Source organism: Conchiformibius kuhniae DSM 17694 (assembly GCF_000428785.1).
Classification (GTDB): domain Bacteria; phylum Pseudomonadota; class Gammaproteobacteria; order Burkholderiales; family Neisseriaceae; genus Conchiformibius; species Conchiformibius kuhniae.
Genome location: NZ_AUAP01000020.1, coordinates 1 through 17034, shown reverse-complemented (window position 1 = coordinate 17034; position 17034 = coordinate 1). Strand labels below are relative to the sequence as shown.

Annotated in this window: 19 protein-coding genes and 1 pseudogene; 17 read left to right on the top strand and 3 right to left on the bottom strand. The window is 53.1% G+C overall.

Annotated features, from left to right (window positions below):
- Window positions 1–49 precede the first annotated feature (49 nt).
- The gene (gene recC, locus G392_RS0106985; RefSeq protein ID WP_027009674.1) at window positions 50–3349 is read left to right on the top strand and encodes an exodeoxyribonuclease V subunit gamma; all 3300 of its coding nucleotides are present in this window, start codon (window positions 50–52) and stop codon (window positions 3347–3349) included.
- On the opposite strand, the gene dprA is transcribed toward recC, so the two are convergent.
- Both dprA and G392_RS13625 read right to left on the bottom strand, forming a co-directional pair.
- Window positions 3337–4437 (bottom strand): DNA-processing protein DprA, encoded by a 1101-nt coding sequence (dprA, locus tag G392_RS0106980; RefSeq protein ID WP_027009673.1) that lies wholly within the window; start codon window positions 4435–4437, stop codon window positions 3337–3339. The genes recC and dprA overlap by 13 nt on opposite strands.
- 80 nt (window positions 4438–4517) lie before the next feature.
- The gene (locus tag G392_RS13625) at window positions 4518–4709 is read right to left on the bottom strand and encodes a hypothetical protein (protein WP_156900841.1); all 192 of its coding nucleotides are present in this window, start codon (window positions 4707–4709) and stop codon (window positions 4518–4520) included.
- Between the two features lie 215 nt (window positions 4710–4924).
- Between G392_RS13625 and rnhB the strand changes: the two genes are divergently transcribed.
- The 16 genes from rnhB to G392_RS13620 all read left to right on the top strand — a co-directional run bounded on the left by rnhB (window position 4925) and on the right by G392_RS13620 (window position 16787).
- On the top strand, window positions 4925–5524 hold the full coding sequence (rnhB, locus tag G392_RS0106970) for a ribonuclease HII (protein ID WP_051255626.1): 600 nt from the start codon (window positions 4925–4927) through the stop codon (window positions 5522–5524).
- On the top strand, window positions 5521–6147 hold the full coding sequence (locus tag G392_RS0106965; RefSeq protein WP_034334674.1) for an esterase/lipase family protein: 627 nt from the start codon (window positions 5521–5523) through the stop codon (window positions 6145–6147). Before rnhB ends, G392_RS0106965 begins: the two co-directional genes overlap by 4 nt.
- 142 nt (window positions 6148–6289) lie before the next feature.
- Window positions 6290–6532, top strand: a complete 243-nt coding sequence (locus tag G392_RS0106960; protein ID WP_027009670.1) for a hypothetical protein — start codon at window positions 6290–6292, stop codon at window positions 6530–6532.
- Window positions 6486–7724, top strand: coding sequence for a replication initiation factor domain-containing protein (locus tag G392_RS12380; protein WP_245571944.1), 1239 nt, complete (start codon window positions 6486–6488; stop codon window positions 7722–7724). The genes G392_RS0106960 and G392_RS12380 overlap by 47 nt, the downstream gene beginning before the upstream one ends.
- Window positions 7724–7933: a hypothetical protein gene (locus G392_RS14200; protein ID WP_245571943.1), complete on the top strand. Its 210-nt coding sequence runs from the start codon at window positions 7724–7726 to the stop codon at window positions 7931–7933. Before G392_RS12380 ends, G392_RS14200 begins: the two co-directional genes overlap by 1 nt.
- 20 nt (window positions 7934–7953) lie before the next feature.
- Window positions 7954–8268: a hypothetical protein gene (locus G392_RS0106950; protein ID WP_027009669.1), complete on the top strand. Its 315-nt coding sequence runs from the start codon at window positions 7954–7956 to the stop codon at window positions 8266–8268.
- An 84-nt stretch (window positions 8269–8352) separates the two neighbouring features.
- The gene (locus G392_RS0106945) at window positions 8353–8583 is read left to right on the top strand and encodes a major capsid protein (protein ID WP_027009668.1); all 231 of its coding nucleotides are present in this window, start codon (window positions 8353–8355) and stop codon (window positions 8581–8583) included.
- Window positions 8584–8638: 55 nt separating this feature from the next.
- A complete protein-coding gene (locus G392_RS0106940) occupies window positions 8639–9046 on the top strand; it encodes a hypothetical protein (RefSeq protein ID WP_027009667.1) in 408 nt (135 codons plus the stop codon).
- Window positions 9046–9348, top strand: coding sequence for a hypothetical protein (locus tag G392_RS0106935; protein ID WP_027009666.1), 303 nt, complete (start codon window positions 9046–9048; stop codon window positions 9346–9348). The genes G392_RS0106940 and G392_RS0106935 overlap by 1 nt, the downstream gene beginning before the upstream one ends.
- A gap of 70 nt (window positions 9349–9418) precedes the next feature.
- A complete protein-coding gene (locus tag G392_RS13055) occupies window positions 9419–11251 on the top strand; it encodes an IgG-binding virulence factor TspB family protein (RefSeq protein ID WP_169718746.1) in 1833 nt (610 codons plus the stop codon).
- A gap of 645 nt (window positions 11252–11896) precedes the next feature.
- The gene (locus G392_RS0106915; RefSeq protein WP_027009662.1) at window positions 11897–12181 is read left to right on the top strand and encodes a DUF2523 domain-containing protein; all 285 of its coding nucleotides are present in this window, start codon (window positions 11897–11899) and stop codon (window positions 12179–12181) included.
- 26 nt (window positions 12182–12207) lie between these two features.
- Window positions 12208–13353 (top strand): zonular occludens toxin family protein, encoded by a 1146-nt coding sequence (locus tag G392_RS12370; RefSeq protein WP_051255625.1) that lies wholly within the window; start codon window positions 12208–12210, stop codon window positions 13351–13353.
- Entirely contained in the window at window positions 13353–13577 is a 225-nt protein-coding gene (locus G392_RS0106905; protein ID WP_027009661.1) for a hypothetical protein, read from the top strand. Before G392_RS12370 ends, G392_RS0106905 begins: the two co-directional genes overlap by 1 nt.
- A gap of 414 nt (window positions 13578–13991) precedes the next feature.
- Window positions 13992–14954 carry an IS110 family RNA-guided transposase gene (locus G392_RS0106900; protein WP_027009660.1) on the top strand — a complete coding sequence of 321 codons (963 nt, stop codon included), beginning with the start codon at window positions 13992–13994 and terminating at the stop codon, window positions 14952–14954.
- Window positions 14955–15067: 113 nt separating this feature from the next.
- On the top strand, window positions 15068–16072 hold the full coding sequence (locus G392_RS0106895) for an ADP-ribosylglycohydrolase family protein (RefSeq protein WP_245571942.1): 1005 nt from the start codon (window positions 15068–15070) through the stop codon (window positions 16070–16072).
- Between the two features lie 271 nt (window positions 16073–16343).
- Entirely contained in the window at window positions 16344–16787 is a 444-nt protein-coding gene (locus tag G392_RS13620) for a hypothetical protein (protein WP_156900840.1), read from the top strand.
- 43 nt (window positions 16788–16830) lie between these two features.
- On the opposite strand, the pseudogene G392_RS13920 reads toward G392_RS13620, so the two are convergent.
- A pseudogene (locus G392_RS13920) lies at window positions 16831–17034 on the bottom strand (hypothetical protein); the annotation flags it as partial.

The following is a 17034-nucleotide window of genomic DNA, read 5'->3' as shown; positions in this document are numbered from 1 at the left end:
CACGCGGCGGGATTATAATGCGCGGTTTGCACTTGTTTGGAAAAGCGCCATGCTGCACCTGTATCAGTCCAACCGTTTGGAATACCTTGCCGAGCTGATGGCGGCGGTTACCGCAAACGACCCTTTGCACAACCCTTTGGCGGCGGAAGAAATCGTGGTGCAAAGTCAGGGCATGCGCCGTTATCTCGAGCATTTTTTGGCACGCAAACACGGTGTGGCAGCGAATCTGCGCTTCGCCCTGCCCGCAGGCTGGACGTGGCGGCTGATGCGCGAACACTTGGACGGCGTGCCCGAATTGAGCCCGTTTGCGCCCGACGTGCTGCGTTGGCGGCTGATGCGCCTGTTTGCTTCGGCGGCGTTTGCCGAAGATGCGGCGTTTGCGGCTTTGCGCGGGCAGTTGCAGCCGTATTTGGGCAACGGCGCGTTTGCGGCGTACCAGTTGGCGGGGCAGCTTGCCGACGTGTTCGACCATTATTTGGTGTACCGTCCCGATTGGATTGAGGCATGGCGCGAAGGGCGCACGGTGGCGGGTTTGCACGAAGACCAGCTTTGGCAGGCGCAGCTTTGGCGGCAGTTGGACGACGGCACGCAGCCGCACCGCGTGTTGCTGTGGCAGCAACTGCTGGCGCGTTTGGGAACGGGACGTTTGCCGCAACGTTTGTCGGTGTTCGGCATCGCCACGCTTGCGCCGATGTACCTGCAATTGCTGCTGCACGTTGCCGAACACGCCGATGTGTATGTGTTTGCCCTGAATCCGAGCAGGGGCTATTGGGGCGATGCGGTGGAAGCGCAAACGATTTTGCGGCAGGCGGGCGAGCCGGATTTGTCGCGGCAGGGACACCCCTTGCTGGCATCCTTGGGCAAGCAGGGGCGGGATTTTTTTGACGCGCTGGCAGAAGCGCCGTTGGCGGCAGACCATGCCGTGTTTGACGATGAAGCGGCATCGCCCGCGCTGCTGCACACGCTGCAACACCACATTCAGCAGCAGATTTTGCCCGCCGATGCTTCGGCGCAGTGGCTGGCGGAACACGGGGCGTGGTTGGCGCAAAGGGGCACGCACGCACAAGGCGCGGTGGCGCAAATCACTGCCGACCCGAGCGTGGAAATCCACAGCGCCCACAGCCCGTTGCGCGAGTTGCAGATACTCAAAGACCGCATTTTGGCGTGGCTGGACGCGCACCGCGACTGGCAGCCACACGACATCGCCGTCCTCACGCCCGACATTGCGCCGTATGCGCCGTTTGTGGAAGGGGTGTTCGGCGGCAGTGCGGACGGGCGCGTGCTGCCGTATTCGCTCTCGGACGTGCGCCTGTCGCGGCGGCAAACGCTGCTGTATGCTTTGGAACAGGCATTGTCGCTGTTGGCGGGGCGTTTTGAAACCGACAAGCTGCTGCCGCTTTTGGACAACGAAGCGGTGCAACGGCGTTTTGCCATCGGGCGCGAAGACCTGCCCCTGCTGCACGACACGGTGGCGCGTTTGAACATCCACTGGGGCGCGGACGCGGCACAGCGTGCCGAACACGGCGGCGGCGGCGGGCTGTTCACATGGCAGCAGGGGCTGGAGCGGCTGGTGTTGGGCTGGGCTTTGCCCGAAAACGGCGGCTTGTGGCATCAGATGAGCGCGTGGCACACCGCACCCGACCACACGGCGGTGCTGGCGCGTTTTGCCGCGCTGGTGCGCCTGTTGTCCGACACGCGCCGCTTGTGGCAAACGCCGGCAACGGTGGCGCAATGGGCGGAACGCATGCGCGTGTTGGCACAAGATTTGTGCGAAGCGTCTGCCGAAGACGGCGACGCGGCGGCGCAGTTGGCACAGGCGCTTTCCGACTGGACGGCACAAGCGGCGTGCGCGGACTTCGGGCAAACGGTGGCGATTGAAACGGCATGCGCCCACATGCGCCGTTTTCTCGGCAGCCAAAGCGATGCGGGCTTTTTGCGCGGCGGCATCACCTTTTGCAGCATGGTGCCGATGCGTTCGCTGCCGTTTAAAGCGGTGTGCCTGCTCGGTTTGAACGACGGTCAGTTTCCGCGCAACACCAAAGCCGTACCGTTTGACCTGATTGCCAAGCACCCGCAAAAAGGCGACCGCGCCCGCCGCGATGACGACCGCTACCTGTTTTTGGAAGCCCTGCTCGGGGCGCGGGAGATTTTGTATCTGTCGTATGTGGGGCGCAGCATCCGCACCAACGACGCGCTGGCGCCGTCCGTGCTGCTCTACGAGCTGGCAGACACGGTGGCGGCACTGGGCGGAACCACAACGGCGGAGCTGTTGCCGCACTGGGTGGTGCAACACCCTTTGCAAGGCTTTTCGCCGCGTTATTTCAACGGCACGCCGCGCTTGGCGGGCAGCCGCAGCGATTATGCCGACGCCCTGAACCGCACGCCCGCGCCCGCCGCCGCCTTTGCCGATGCCTGCCACGACGGTGAAACACCCGACAACGGCACGGTTGCCCAAGCCGATTTCGTGCGTTTTTGGCGCAATCCGCTCCGCAGTTATCTGAAAAACCGTTTGGACTGGCAAGCGCCGCGCCACGATGCGGCGTGGGACGCTGCCGAGCCGTTTGTGCCGTCCCAACCGCGCCTGCTGGAAAGCGCCTACGTCCGCGCCCGCGAGCAGGGTCGCGATTTTGACCGGCTTGCCGATGAATTGGCGGCGCAAAGCCTGATGCCTGCGGGCAAATTGGGCGAGCTGACCCGCCGCGACTACGCCGTCCGCACCGCCGCTTTGGACGGCACTTTGCTGCACAGCCCGCCCCTGCCCGAGCAAAGCGGGGTGTGGACGGGCGCATCGGGCGCGTTGGCATACCGTCTGCCGCACTGCCGCCAAGCCGGACAAATCCTGACCGCCGACGATTTGCCCCGTCCGCACCGTCAAGACGGGGGGCTGTCGTTTGCCGACCGCATCGAGCTGCTGCTGTACCACCTGATTTATTGTGCGGCGGTGGATGAAGCGCAGGCCAGCCATTATGTGAGCCTGTCTGCGCCCGTCGCCCTGCCGCCGCTCGATGCCGCCGCCGCCCGCGCCGCTTTGGACGTGTGGCTGTCTGCCTACCGTGCGGGGCAAAACGCGCCTTTGCCGTTTTTCCCGCGCATGAGCCTTCGCGCCGCCGCCAAGCTGCCCGACTGGGCGGCAGCCGAAGCCGAAGCCGCCAAAATCTATCACGGCGGCTATCACGGCTTCGCCCAAGCCGATTACCCCGAAGTGCGCTTGGTGTACGGGCGCGACCCCGAAGCCGAACCGCCCTACCGTTTGCCCGCATTCCGCCACCTGACCGAAAACCTGTTCGCCCCCCTGCAAAACTGCGTTGCCGCCTTGTGCGAACAGGACGACAAGGCTCACACGCGCTGAAAACGCCCGCCCGACAACGCCGCAATCCGCCCCGACAACTCCAGCTCCAGCAATTGCGCGTACACCTCATCGGCGGCCATGCCCAAACGTTCCGCCAGCGCATCGGGGTGGAAAGGGTCGTAGCCCAAAGCGGCGAGCAGCGGGCCGTGCGGTTCGGCAGGGCGTTGTTGCGGCGGCGGCGCGGCACGCACGGGCGGGGCAGCCGCCGACAGCGCGGGGCATTCCTGCACGATGTCGTCAATGGTTTCCGTCAGCTTCGCCCCCTGCTTAATCAACTGATGACAGCCCTTGCTGTGCGGATTGTCAATCGAGCCGGGTACCGCCATCACCTCCCGCCCCATTTCCGCCGCCAAACGCGCCGTAATCAGCGAACCGCTCGCCAACGCCGCTTCCACCACCAGCACCGCCCGCGCCAACGCCGCAATAATGCGGTTGCGGCGCGGAAAATTGCCCGCCACAGGCTTCGTCCCCAAAGGAAATTCCGACACAACCGCCCCCCGTTCGGCAATTTGGTGCGCCAAAGCGCGGTTGGCGGGCGGATACACGCGGTCGATGCCCGTCCCCCACACCGCCACCGTGCGCCCGATGCCGTCCAACGCCCCGCCGTGCGCCGCCGCATCAATGCCCGAAGCCATGCCCGACACCACCGTAATGCCCCGTCCGCTCAAGGCTTGGGCAAACTCGCCCGCAATGCGTACCGCCTGCGGCGTGGCATGACGGCTGCCCACCACCGCCACCGCCGGACGCGCCAACAAACCCGCATCGCCGCGCACAAACAACAACGGCGGCGGCGTCAGCCCCTCGCCGAGCAAAGGCGGATAATCGTCATCGCACAACAACAGCAAACGGCAGCCCGACTGCCGCGCCCATTCCAGCGCGGCATCGGCGGCGGCGCGCGCCTTATCGGTCTGCGCCCACCCCTTCGCCGCCTGTTTGCCGTTGCACGCCAGCCGCGCCACCTCGTCCGCATCCGCCCCCAGCGCCGCCGACGCCGAGCCGTAATGGCGCAACAGCCGCAAAAAACTTTCCGCCCCCACATACGGCGTCAATGCCAATTGCAACCACGCATAACGCTCCCGTTCGTCCATCGTCCCTCCCGAAAAATCTATATCTGACGCAAAAAAACGACATTATACAACGGCAGCGCGTGCTATAAACTGCCTATTTTTTAAGCAACCAAGCCCGCACCTTTTAAAATCAACTTTCTAACCCACTTATCCACAGGACTTATCCACAATTCCTGTGGATAGTTTTGATTTTTCCACAGCCTTGCAAATTGCCATTTTTTCTTTATCCGCATTTGTGGCGGTTTTTGAATTTTCTCCATTATTTTTGCAAAAACAAATTCTTGTAAAAACACGGGCGCACCCGTGCAGATGGTTGCAAACCCATCATTTCCGCCCGAAAATATTAGATTGCCTATTTTTTAAGCAACAAAGGTTTTTACAATGAAAATCATGGGATTAAGTATGCCTTTCAGACGACTTATCCACAGGTTCTGTGGATAGTTTTTCTATATCTGCGGCGGTTTTGCCCCGTTTGCGCTACAATGGAAAATTTTGCGGAGAAAAGACGATGGGCGCAATTTTGCAGGCAGTGGCGTGGCACGATGCGGGCGTGGACGAAGCCGGTCGCGGCTGTTTGGCGGGCAGCGTGTTTGCTGCCGCCGTGATGCTGCCGCCCGATTTTGCACTGGCGGGCTTGACCGATTCCAAAAAACTTTCCGAAGCCCGCCGCGACCGTTTCGCCGCCGAAATCAAGCGTTGTGCCGCCGCGTGGTGCGTGGCATCGGCGAATGTGGACGAAATCGATACGCTGAACATTCTGCACGCCACGATGTTGGCAATGCGCCGTGCGGTGTCGGGCTTGGGCAGGCTGCCTGAAAAGGTGTGGGTGGACGGCAACCGCATTCCCGATGCGCTGCCGTGCGCCGCCGAAGCGGTGGTGGGCGGCGATGCGCGTATTGTCCAAATTGCCGCCGCTTCGGTGTTGGCAAAAACGGCGCGGGACGCGGAAATGTATGCGCTGGCGGAACGTTTCCCGCACTACGGTTTTGAACGGCACAAGGGCTACGGCACGGCGGCGCATTTGGCGGCTTTGCGCGAACACGGCGCATTGCCCGAACACCGCCGCAGTTTCGCGCCGGTGAAAGCGGTGTTGGAGCGCGGCGCGTGAACGTGATTTTGCTGCACGGCTTGCTGATGAACGATTGGGCGATGCGTCCGCTCGGCAAACTTTTGGAAAAACAGGGTTTTACGCCCGTGTATTTCCGTTACGCCACCACCCGCGCCAATCCGCGCGAACACGCCCGCGCTTTGGCGCAACGGCTGCTGCGGCACCAACTCGCGCCCTGCCATTTTGTCGCGCACAGCTTGGGCGGGCTGGTGTTGCGGCATTTGGCGGAGATTTATCCCGATTTGACGGACGGAGCGCGGGTGGTTACGCTCGGCACGCCGCACGGCGGCAGCGCGACTGCGGCGGCGGTGCGGCGGTATTGTCCGGCATTGGTGGGACGGGCGTGGGATTGGGGCTTGGACGGACGCGTGCCGCCGCGTGCACGGGCGTGGGGCAATATCGCGGGAACGGCGGGCTGGGGCGCGGGGCGGTGGCTCGGCGTGTTGGCGCAGCCGAATGACGGCACGGTGGCGGTGGCGGAAACCGCGCTTTCAGGCAGCCTGCCTTTGCATCTGCCGTGCAGCCATACGGGTTTGCTGTTGGACAGGGAAGCGGCGGCGCAAACGGCGCATTTTTTGCGTTACGGGCAATGGGATTTGCACGGCTATCACAGATTGAAATAAAATTATGTTTTTTATAGTTAAAATTCTTTATTTTCCATACGGCGTTGGCTCGCCTTATATGATAGCCCAAAGTTTAAGGGGCTGTAAAACAATCTGATTTTTCTAAAGCCCCTTTATTTAACTAAATTTAGGGGCTTTAGTTATGTCTGAAATTTCTGAACAAGTTCTGAATCCCATTGATGAGAATTTGAGTTTTGAGCAGCGTTGGTTAGAAGACCAAATCATGAGTGAATATCGCGTATTCGCAGATGGAACGGTGCAAGATGTAGAAGAAGAGCCGTTTTCATTTATGAGTGATGATTTTGTGATTGTTCGCGCGCTTGATGAAGAACACGCCTATGCAATTTGGCAAGACAAGAATAAAGGACTGTATGATGGGTTATGAAATTGTAAAAACCGAGAGCGGCAAATACGCGCTCTACATAGACGGTTGCCATATCCACGATTACAGCCGCCGCCGCGATGCGGTTCGCCGCGTCCGTCAATTGCAGGAGCAGGGCGTAGCGGACGCACAAACAGACAGCCGCGAAGCGGCGGCAGTTTGTGCGGGCGCGCAGCCCGCCCCCGCTAGTAACACGGGGGGAACGGATTGCGCGGGTCAGGTCAGTCAATCTTACAGCCATACCGTTATGGTACGCGGCAAAGTCAAACGCATTCCGTTAAGACGGGGTGTTGGTACAGCAGCACATATTGACACTTTAACCTTAACCATGCGCGAGGACGTATTTGCCCAAGAAGTCAAAACCCATACAGATGAAACCAAAGCCGAACTTGCCAAAATCATTTCGCAAACCATACATACTCTGATGGGCTTTGGCATTTATGAAGAACGCAATGGCATCAATGGTTACAAGCATTCCTACCGTATGGGTACGGACAATGCCACTTACGGGGTTGTCGCCTTTGGCGGTACCAACCAAAAAGGCAGTGTCATGATTTACTTTTACGGCGATGGTTTGACTGCCGCTAAAGACGGTTGGGAAACCCGTTTGTATAACTGGCTGGGTGCATTTGCACCGTATGCCACGATTACCCGTTGCGACCTTGCTCACGATTTTTTAGACGGCGGCTATACCCCCGACCAAGCCTATCAAGACTGGCTGGGTGGTGGTTATACCGCCAATAACCGCCGACCGAGAGCACGCAAACACGGTTACGACTGGTTGGACGACCAACGCACAGGCAAAACCTTTTATGTCGGCACACCGCAAAGCTCACGGCTTTTGCGGGTATATGAAAAAGGTTGTGAACAGGGCGATTACACAAGCCCATGGGTACGGGTGGAATTGCAGCTCCGTAACCGTGAAATCATTATTCCACATGAAATCCTGCTCTATCCGGGCGAGTACCTGACGGGTGCATATCCCGCATTGGCGGCATTGTTTGCCGAATATACCCATACTCCTAAAAAAGTTGAGTACACAAAAAAGTTTATTGAAATCGGATTGGAACACTGTGTCCGTTACGCCAGCATGCAAGCATCAGGTACGGTTAATGCCCTCGAAGCATACGGGTTGGCAGACCACGAAATCGTCAAACTGCTTAAAGGCGGTAAAAAAAATTGCCCAAGCGGCTGATGGCTGACCGTTACGACTGCAACCATGCAGATGTTATCTATTTGCACGAACTGCTTGGCAAGCCTGATGTGGCAGTTAAAGATTATATGGACGGCTTATATCGTCAAGAGCAGGACGACAAGCGACAGAGCTATTTTGACCGACTGGCACAAGATGCCATGTTGTACCGCATGGAACAGAATTATCAACCCTGCTACATGAAGTTGTAGCGAAACAAAGGAAACCTGTAATGAGAACGTTTTTGCGTAAAGTCAAATGCAATAAAGGTGTAACCGATAACGGCATTGAGTACGACTACACCCGCATTCAAATTGAAATTCCCGTTTACGACAAACAGGAAAAAGAGTTTGGCGTTGATGTGCTTGAACTGGAATTCGGGCTTTATGAAGATTTCAAGAAACTGGAACACCTGCGCGGCAAATTGCCCGTTCCTGTCGATGTGGAATGGTATGCAGCCAAGAAAGGCAATGATGAAATCAATGTCGTCAGCCGTTTGGACGTGATACACGACAAACCCGCACCCAAATTGCAACAGCCGAATTGATATAACCGTTTTGCGTTAAGGGCGGCGGCGCAGAAAGCCCCTTATCCAGTCGCCCATTTGATTAACATTTTTTGGAGCTGAATCATGAAAATCATGAATATTGCTAAAAAGTACGCCCCGCGTATGAACAAAACCAAACTTGCTTTTGGTGGCGGTTTGATGTCAATGATGGCTGCTGTTCATGCAGCCGTACCGGCAGAAGTAACACAATCACTTGGTGAAGCCAAAACAGATGCTTTGTCGGTGGGTGGTATTGTACTCGGCATTGTTGTTGCCATCTTTGCCCTGATGCTGATGCGCCGGGTTCTCAAATAGATACGGACGGGCAGGGAAGGTAACTTTCTTGTCCGTTTATTGCGGGAGCTTTCTTATGGACCATATTGTAAACGGATTACAAACCGTATTTGCGGATATCAAGACCATCGGCTATTTAGTGCTGATTGCCTATATCGCTATATTCGGCATTACACTTGTTGCGGGTATTCTTAAAAAAGAAAAGCGTAGACAAAAAGAAGCTCAAAAGCTGCTGGAGCGGCAGAGACAACAGGCGGAACGGCAAAAATACATGGAAGAACGCCGCCAACAAGCTGCCGAACGTCATCAGATGCAACAGCAACGCCACAAGTTCTTTTTACAAGCACATGCCATGCGGCGGGTTGAGCATAAGCATAGAATGCGCCAAATGAGAGCACGCACACGATATTACGAAAACAACAAATCTGGCAACCGCTACAACAAGTCCAATTATCGCGGCAAGTCTTACAGGAAATGGAAATAATGGGATATCAAGTCGGTAATACTTGTTATGCAACAAAAGGCGCAGCCGAAAACGCCTATTTCAGCCAAGTTGTACCCGTGATTCAAAACGGCAGATTGGTTCAATTGCAATACAACGGCAATCCCAAACACATTGACGGCGGTTGGACACTTAACGGGCGGACTGTATCAGCCGGTTTACCCCAATGCAGCTCTGCCGAAAACTTTAAAGACGGCGCACAAGTCGGATTGGCATTTTTGAGTGTCGCTGTTGTTTTATGGGGAATTATCAATATCAAAACCATCTTGGATAAATTTGCATGATGGACTTTTATTTTTATTTGGGCTTCGGTTTTTGGCTGATGGTTGCATGTGTACTGTTGTGGAGATTGTGATGAAAAAAATCCTGCTCGCCGTCTTGTTGTTTGTGCCGCTCTGCCATGCCGAAAACGTTGCCCAAATCACAGGTGGAAACTATATCTTTGCCGATGCTGAAAATCAGCGACTGATTTTTAACTTTGAGCCGAGTACGTTTGAAAACCGACAATGGGACTTTGACGAGCAGAGCGATAACGCGACAACGCAGTTTACGATAGAGAATATGCCGCTTAAAACCCTGCATTCGTCAGAGTTTCATGCTTATGAGCGGGTAGCAGGTACTTACACTATTGTTGCAACTTATAATCCTGAACAGCATCGGGCAATGTTGATGCGACCTGTTTATCGTCCCAATGTCAATGACGGTGAGCGTGTTCGGGTTTGGCTTCCTGCTGCTGTGGGGTGGATTGTTCGCGTAGGCGGCACGGTGGCGCGCAATGTATTGCCACCAATTATTACACGTTGCTTATCTAACGATTTATGTAAGAGTGTTGCTTATGTAGTGCCAACTTACTTTTGTTTTATAGATGCCTTTTTTGGTGGTAAAGAAGGTTTTTTTAAAACAATCGGCTTTCCGCAGAGTTTTTGTAAAACCGCCGAAGAAGAAGGCTACAAACCCGAGCAGGTAACCAATCCGCAAACCGGCAAACAAGGGCAAACCTATGCCAAAGAATACCCCTATGTTATCAAAGGTCATTGGGGCAAGACAAATCCCAAAGATTGTGAACCCGGTCATGAAAAAGAATGTGCGCCCGAATACCGTCAAATATTGATTGGTGCAAACAGTGCGGAACATGCCAGAAGCATTGCAAACGATATGTGCAAAAAATTGGTCGGCACATCATACACAGGCATTGACCATAATAATCATGACAACTACGGATTAACGGGTAAGGTAAAAAGTGCGGAGCTGCTAAAAGACGGCAACAGCTTGACGTGTACGACATTGGCAACAGATGAGAACGGTGAAGATTTTATCGGACCGGGTTTTTCGGTCAAAGTTTTGAAAGAGAACCATAAAGAAATCATCAAAATGGTTGATGTGGTGAACTTGGTATCCAAAGACTTCAAGAAAAACCCTACACCCTACATCAACGATAAAGGTCAAGTAGGCAAAGAACTGCGGAATGCCATTAAACCGCAAGCCGCCGTTGCCAAAAAAGACGGCTCGGGCGGTTCCTTGACCGCATCCAGTCCCCCTTATCTAGACCCCAAAACGGGCAAAGCCGTGCAGGACAACGTACGCATCACAGCCACACCCGGCAAAAAAAGCGATTTGCCACCCCCATCATCGGGCGGAGCAGGAAACGGGGCAGGTGGCAACCCGTCAACAGGCAGCAACGGCAATACGGGTATCAACAATGGTGGCGGAAACACCGTAAACGTAACCACCACCCCCCGCCCCGACAAACAATCCGAAGCAGTCGCAGCCGGCAACAACACCCCAAACGGCACCAATCCGCCCAAAGGCAACGGACAAGACACCGGCAACACTTCAGGCTCGGGAAACGGCTCGGGTGGCAGTGGCGGCGGCAAAAAAGGAGACGGCGGCGGATTGGATTGTGCCGGCGAACACCGCAACACACTTGCATGCGCCCAAATGGGAACAGTTGATGAAGCCGAACAGCCCTTTGACATACCCACCACCCAAAACGACAAGACCTACCAACCCGACAACTTCATGCCGACATCGGGACAATGCCCGGCGCCCAAACACGTTGTCATTATGGGGCGCACCTACACAATCAGCTACAACTGGCTGTGCCAATTTGCCCAAAAAATCCGCATGATTATTGTCGGACTTGCCTACCTGATGGCAGCCTACATCATTTTCACGAGAAAAGAATGAACATGCAGCATACCGCCTTATTCCGCACTTTCCCTGCACACTACGCATACACCCCCCATCGGGATGGAGGAGGCAGAGAGAGGGGCATTTGCCTTATAGGGGCTCAATGCCCCTATAAGGCAAGCAACGTCCAGTGTAGCTGTGGCGTAGCCTGTAATCCATCGGTCTGTTATCGGCGTCGCTTCGGGGCGCGGTTGGACAGCGTTGCAGGTACTTCCAAGTAAAGGGGGAAGCTTTGTAAAGATTTTGTCAAAAATCTTTACGAATACCCCCTTTACTTGGAAGTACCTGCAACGCCCAATCCGCAAGCCCAGAAGCAGAGCCGATAACAGACCGATGGATTACCACAGCGAAACGGGTTCCCACCTGTTCCCTTAATTGTTTTAGAAACCTTTATTTTGCACCCAGCCCGCTTCCGGGAATGATGGAGAGCGGACGAAACGGGAGCTTAAGACATTGTACGCAGTACAAGGGCTTAAGCTTCCGGTTCGGAAGCGTACGGCAAACCGCCTTTTTCGCACCCAGCCTGCTTTCGGGAATGATGGAGAGCGGACAAAACGGGAGCTTAAGACATTGTACGCAGTACAAGGGCTTAAGATTCCGGTTCGGAAGCGTATGGCGCATTACTCTACTTAAGGAATTGACATGAACATTTTAATAAAAGCTTTTCAGTCCTTATTGGTGTGGGGCATCTCAAAGTTGATGTTGGCTTTGGGCGTTTCTTTTGTCATTTATAAAGGTTTGGATTTATCACTAGATGCCTTGAAAGGCTATATACAAAACAGCTTTAGCGGCGTGCCTGCCGATGCTTACAATTTGATGCTAATGGCAGGACTCGGACAAGCATTGGGGATTATTTTTGGTGCATTTGCATTCAATGCCGCGTTGGCTGCGGGTAACAAATTGGCGGCAGGTGTGTTGAAAAAATAAGTTTTTTGATGATTTAAGGAACAATTGTGATTATTCTGCAAACGGGCGTACCGGGCAGCGGCAAAACCGCCAGCGTGGTTGCCATGCTGATGAACGATGAGAGCTACACCTATTTTACCGATAAAGACGGCGTTAGGAAAAAACGTCCGTTGTTTGTGAGCGGTATTGACGAATTACTTTTGGAGCACACTCCATTAAATGATGAGCAAATTTTTGAGCAGCCTTTACAGGATTTTTTGCCGTATGGTTCATTAGTGGTCATTGATGAAGTGCAACGGTTAATGGGGACACGCTCGGCAGCCAGCAAAGTGCCGCATTATATTGAAGCATTGGCAACCCACCGCCATCACGGTTTGGACATTATCCTGATTACGCAGCACCCGAGCTTTCTTGACCCGTTTGTCCGCAAACTGGTGCAACGCCACATTCACATCAGCATTAAAGCTGTTGGCAGGAAATTATACGAATGGAACGAATGCGTAGACCAGCCCGACAGCTCTGTGAATATTGCCAAAGCAATTGAACGACAGTTCAAATTGCCCAAACAGGTTTTTGGACACTATAAATCCGCAGAAGTTCACACCAAGCCCAAACGCCGAATACCTAAAAGTTTAGTTTTTTTGATTTTATTTTTGCCCGTTTTAACAGTTTTTGGATATTACACATTTGCACGTTTGAAAAATAAATATATGGGTGATGAGCAAGCAATATCAGAGCAAGCAGCATCAGTGCCAATGTCGGCGGGCGGTACCGTCCATGACGTTGGCGGGCTGGTTGATGCACCTGCCGGACAATCATTAACTGCAGAAATGTTTGCCCCGACCATACCTGAAAAGCCCGAATCCAAACCCTTATATGACGGTGTGCGGCAGGTTAAAACATTTGAGCGCGTGGTGGCTTGTGTTGAAGGCGGAAAAACAGGCTGTACCTGCTACAGCGACCAAGCAACCGCACTGGTGGAAATCAGCAAAGCCCAATGCTTGAAATATGTTGAAAACGGCTTGCCGTTTGACCCTTACCGCGAGCCACAGGAACAGCAGCTACCGCAACAGGCAGAGCCGCAGCAGGAAGCAACGGCGGAGCAGATGGAGCAGCAAGTGATAACCTTATCAGGTGAGCCGCAAATGCCGAAATCGCAAGATTACCCAAAACGCTTACAGGACATTCAATAATGAATTACAGCACAACGGAAATGGTCAGCCGCAAATTGGCGGCTGATGCGGGCTGGGCAGGCTTGTATTTGACCGCATATGCAGGATTGGCACTTTTGGCAGCCTATTTGCTATTCAGTTATTTGGCACGGAAAAAACCGCAATATGAAGTAATTAGCATTATTGTAGTAGCGACCTTGCTAACCATGCTTGCTGTTTGCTTTAAGTATTTTATAAGGGTATGATGCGGGTTTTTTGGGTTGTTCTTAATGGTTACTGATATTCCACCTTATATTATTTTTATGGGGGCAACTTTTTGTTGTTGTGGCATTAATTGCATTTTCATTGCCGTATCGTGAGACAAAAGCAGCATTACAAGCACGTTACTTTGCTTTGTCGATAGCATTGACAATAGCAGCGTTAATGTTTTTAGCTGTTTTTAAGCTAAAAGGTGGATAAAGCCTTAGACTTAAAGCTATTTGTATCTATAGATGGCTTTGGGATTCGGGTTTGGACACAAACACGAATTAAGCCGCATAGTTAGCGGACTCGCCTGAGCTATCAAGCTGTCGGCAAGATGTAACGTGCGGCTTTATCCTTTATCAAGATTGACTATCATCAGAGCCGCCATCGGTAGGCTGTATATAAGGAGAATCTCCTTGACTGTAATCGGATTGGATATATCTCAGCATACTATAGACTGTTTCATCAAGCATCATGAGAAAACAGGAGTATTGCAAATTGAAAATAACCGTACAGGTTTTATCAAACTGCGGGAATGGCTGAAAACACACAAAATCAGAAAACCTTTAATTGCAATGGAAGCAACAGGGGTTTATTATGAAGCGGTTGCTGCCTATCTGTCCGCTTATTATAGTGTGTCTGTTATCAATCCGCTGAAAATTAAGAATTACGGCAAAGCCATGTTTTCCCGTACCAAAACGGATAGGGCAGATGCGGTGTTGATTGCCGAATATGCTTACCGTCATGCAGACAAAATACAGAAATACGAAACACCCACATATGAACAAAACAGGCTCGCCAAATTACTTGCCCTATTTGCTCAACTGAATCTGCAAATTAATCAGCAGCAAAACCGTCTGCATACTGCAAAAGATACATTTGTTTTAGCGGCACATCGGGCGGTACTTGATGTTTTACAAAAACAGTTAGCCGCCACCGAGCGGGAAATACGCACTTGCATTCAGCAGCAGCAAGGATTGAGTGAACAATACAACAATTTAAAAACCATTACAGGCATTGGCGAAAAAACCGCTCCCGTTATTTTGCATTACCTGAACTTAAAGCGGTTCCGCAATGCTAATGAATTTGTCGCATTCGCAGGTTTAAGCCCACGAATTGAACAATCAGGAACAAGTGTAAACCGACAGTGCGGCTTGGCACATTACGGACACAGGCGGCTTAAAGCAGCTTTTTATTTGCCTGCGTTGGTGGCATACCACCGCAATTATTTTCCTGCATTGGTGGACAATTTAACCAGAGCAGGAAAGCCCAAAATGGTTATTATCGTGGCAATTATGCGGAAGCTGGCAAAGATTTGTTTCTACGTCCATAAAAGCGGCAAGCCGTTTGACAGGTCGCGTTATCAGGAGAAAATTTAACGGATTGATGATTTTGGGGATTGACAAACATACTATCATCTTGCCGTATTAACCATACTGTCTGCGGCTCGCCGCCTTGTCTGAAAAATAAATCATTTCAACTATAGGAGAAAATGATGAACGCTACGGAACGCGCCCTCTACGGCGCATTGCTGGGCGGCGCGGCGGGCGATGCCTACGCGCTGCCGTATGAAGGACTGTCGCCGCGCCGTGCGGCAAAATGGCTGCGCCCGCGCCGCTATGCCTTGTTGCCGTTGGTGGGCGGCGGCATGGTGTCGGACGACACCGAACACGCGGTGATGACGGTGCAGGCGTATGCCCGCGCCGCCGGCGATGCGGAAGCGTTCCGCCGCGCCTTGCGCCGCCGCATGATGGGCTGGCTGGCGGCCTTGCCCGCAGGCATCGGCATGGCAACGCTGAAAAGCATTGTCAAAATGTATTTCGGCGTGCGCCGTTGCGGGACGTTTTCGGCAGGCAACGGCGCGGCGATGCGGGCGGCAGTATTGGGCGTGTTGTGTGCGGACGTGGCGCGTTTGCGCGAATGGTGCGCCGTCAGCAGCGAACTGACCCACACCGACCCGAAAGCCGTGCAAGGCGCGTTGGCGATTGCCTTGCTGGCGTGGGCGGAACACCGTACGCCCAATCAAAGTGTTGATGAAATCATGGCATTTGTTTGCGCGGAATTGGACGATGCCGAATTGTGCCGCCGTTTGCGCGATTATGCGCCCGACCCGAAGCGCGGCAATAGCGGCTATGTGTACCAAACCGTTCCCGCCGTGTTTGCGGCGTGGCGGCAATACCGCGATGCCCCGCTTGACGGCATGGACGCTTTAATCCGTCAGGGCGGCGACACCGATACCGTGTGTGCCCTGTTTGGCGGCGTGGCGGGCGTGCGGCACGGACAAGCCTTGTTTGACGGCATCGGCGGACGTTGGTACGAACCCGTTATCACGCCCGCATGGTTGGCGCGTTTGGCGGCGCAAGCCGTCCGCGCCGATGAAACCTGCACCCCGCAGCCCGCGCCGTGCTTTGGCGGCATCGTTACCTTGTTGCGTAATGTAGTGTTTATGGCGGTGGTGTTGGCGCACGGTTTGCGGCGTTTGCTGCCGCCGTATTAAGTTGATAAAAATAAAAACGACAAAAGGCGACAACGCCCGCCGCGTGCGGATAGTACATAAGGGCGTTGGCAACGCCGTATCGTTGCGATTTTAATCAACTATGGTACAGACGGGAACGAGCAAATAAAGGAAACGAGCCTGCCTGAGGGGGGATTCAGGCAGCCTAAAGATGGGAAGCGTTGGGTTTGCGCTGCGCTTCAATCCAACCTACGCTTGCTGGTAGGATTGTAGAGCGTTGCGATAATTGTACTAATATGTTTGGTGTTGAAAAATGAATTTAAATATATTGGACATTGGATTTATTTTATCCAATGATTTAGATTGGTATGCAAGAGATGGTCAAAAAATTGCACATTTTGCTTCGGGTGGTACTGACTTACTACCAAAATCTGTTGTAAACGACAGACTTGGTTGGGAAGAAATATGCACATACTTTGATGAACAAGAAAGCAATCCCATTGAAATTGAAGTCTGTGAAGATAATTTACCATATTTTAATAACGAACAAGAAAAAAGTCGTTATTTATCATCTTTTATTGTTATGGCTCATAAGGGATTGTATAGCCATGATATTGATTTTAAAGAAAATAATTACAAGTTAATAGCTTATCCAAAATATGAAATGCCGACCGTTGCAAAGCAGTCAATTTTAAGTAAGCTCCCTTGTATTAAATTAACGACAATAATAGAGAGTTTCATGATTATTGCAGCATGATTTTTGTGTGAAACTAAAGCAAGCGTAGATACCATCTTTCCAGTCAAGCTCCCGTAGCAGAAATTTCCAACTGACGGGACTGATAAACCGTTTGATGCTTCAATACGCCAAAGCAAATATGTACCAATTTACGCATCGCCGCGCCCAATGCCTGCATCGGCGTTTTTTGCCTTTGCAGCAGACGGGCGTATTGGGCGGCAATATCAGGGTTGTATTTCTTTGACACGACCGCAGGCAGATACAAGGC

Coding starts and splice junctions, on each gene's coding strand:
- G392_RS0106945 (WP_027009668.1), top strand. CDS start 8,353: ATGAAAATCATGAATATTGCTAAAAAGTACGCCCCGCGTATGAACAAA.
- rnhB (WP_051255626.1), top strand. CDS start 4,925: ATGGGCGCAATTTTGCAGGCAGTGGCGTGGCACGATGCGGGCGTGGAC.
- recC (WP_027009674.1), top strand. CDS start 50: ATGCTGCACCTGTATCAGTCCAACCGTTTGGAATACCTTGCCGAGCTG.
- G392_RS0106960 (WP_027009670.1), top strand. CDS start 6,290: ATGTCTGAAATTTCTGAACAAGTTCTGAATCCCATTGATGAGAATTTG.
- G392_RS14200 (WP_245571943.1), top strand. CDS start 7,724: ATGGCTGACCGTTACGACTGCAACCATGCAGATGTTATCTATTTGCAC.
- G392_RS0106935 (WP_027009666.1), top strand. CDS start 9,046: ATGGGATATCAAGTCGGTAATACTTGTTATGCAACAAAAGGCGCAGCC.
- G392_RS0106915 (WP_027009662.1), top strand. CDS start 11,897: ATGAACATTTTAATAAAAGCTTTTCAGTCCTTATTGGTGTGGGGCATC.
- G392_RS12380 (WP_245571944.1), top strand. CDS start 6,486: ATGCAATTTGGCAAGACAAGAATAAAGGACTGTATGATGGGTTATGAA.
- dprA (WP_027009673.1), bottom strand. CDS start 4,437: ATGGACGAACGGGAGCGTTATGCGTGGTTGCAATTGGCATTGACGCCG.
- G392_RS0106905 (WP_027009661.1), top strand. CDS start 13,353: ATGAATTACAGCACAACGGAAATGGTCAGCCGCAAATTGGCGGCTGAT.
- G392_RS13055 (WP_169718746.1), top strand. CDS start 9,419: ATGAAAAAAATCCTGCTCGCCGTCTTGTTGTTTGTGCCGCTCTGCCAT.
- G392_RS0106895 (WP_245571942.1), top strand. CDS start 15,068: ATGATGAACGCTACGGAACGCGCCCTCTACGGCGCATTGCTGGGCGGC.
- G392_RS0106950 (WP_027009669.1), top strand. CDS start 7,954: ATGAGAACGTTTTTGCGTAAAGTCAAATGCAATAAAGGTGTAACCGAT.
- G392_RS13620 (WP_156900840.1), top strand. CDS start 16,344: ATGAATTTAAATATATTGGACATTGGATTTATTTTATCCAATGATTTA.
- G392_RS0106940 (WP_027009667.1), top strand. CDS start 8,639: ATGGACCATATTGTAAACGGATTACAAACCGTATTTGCGGATATCAAG.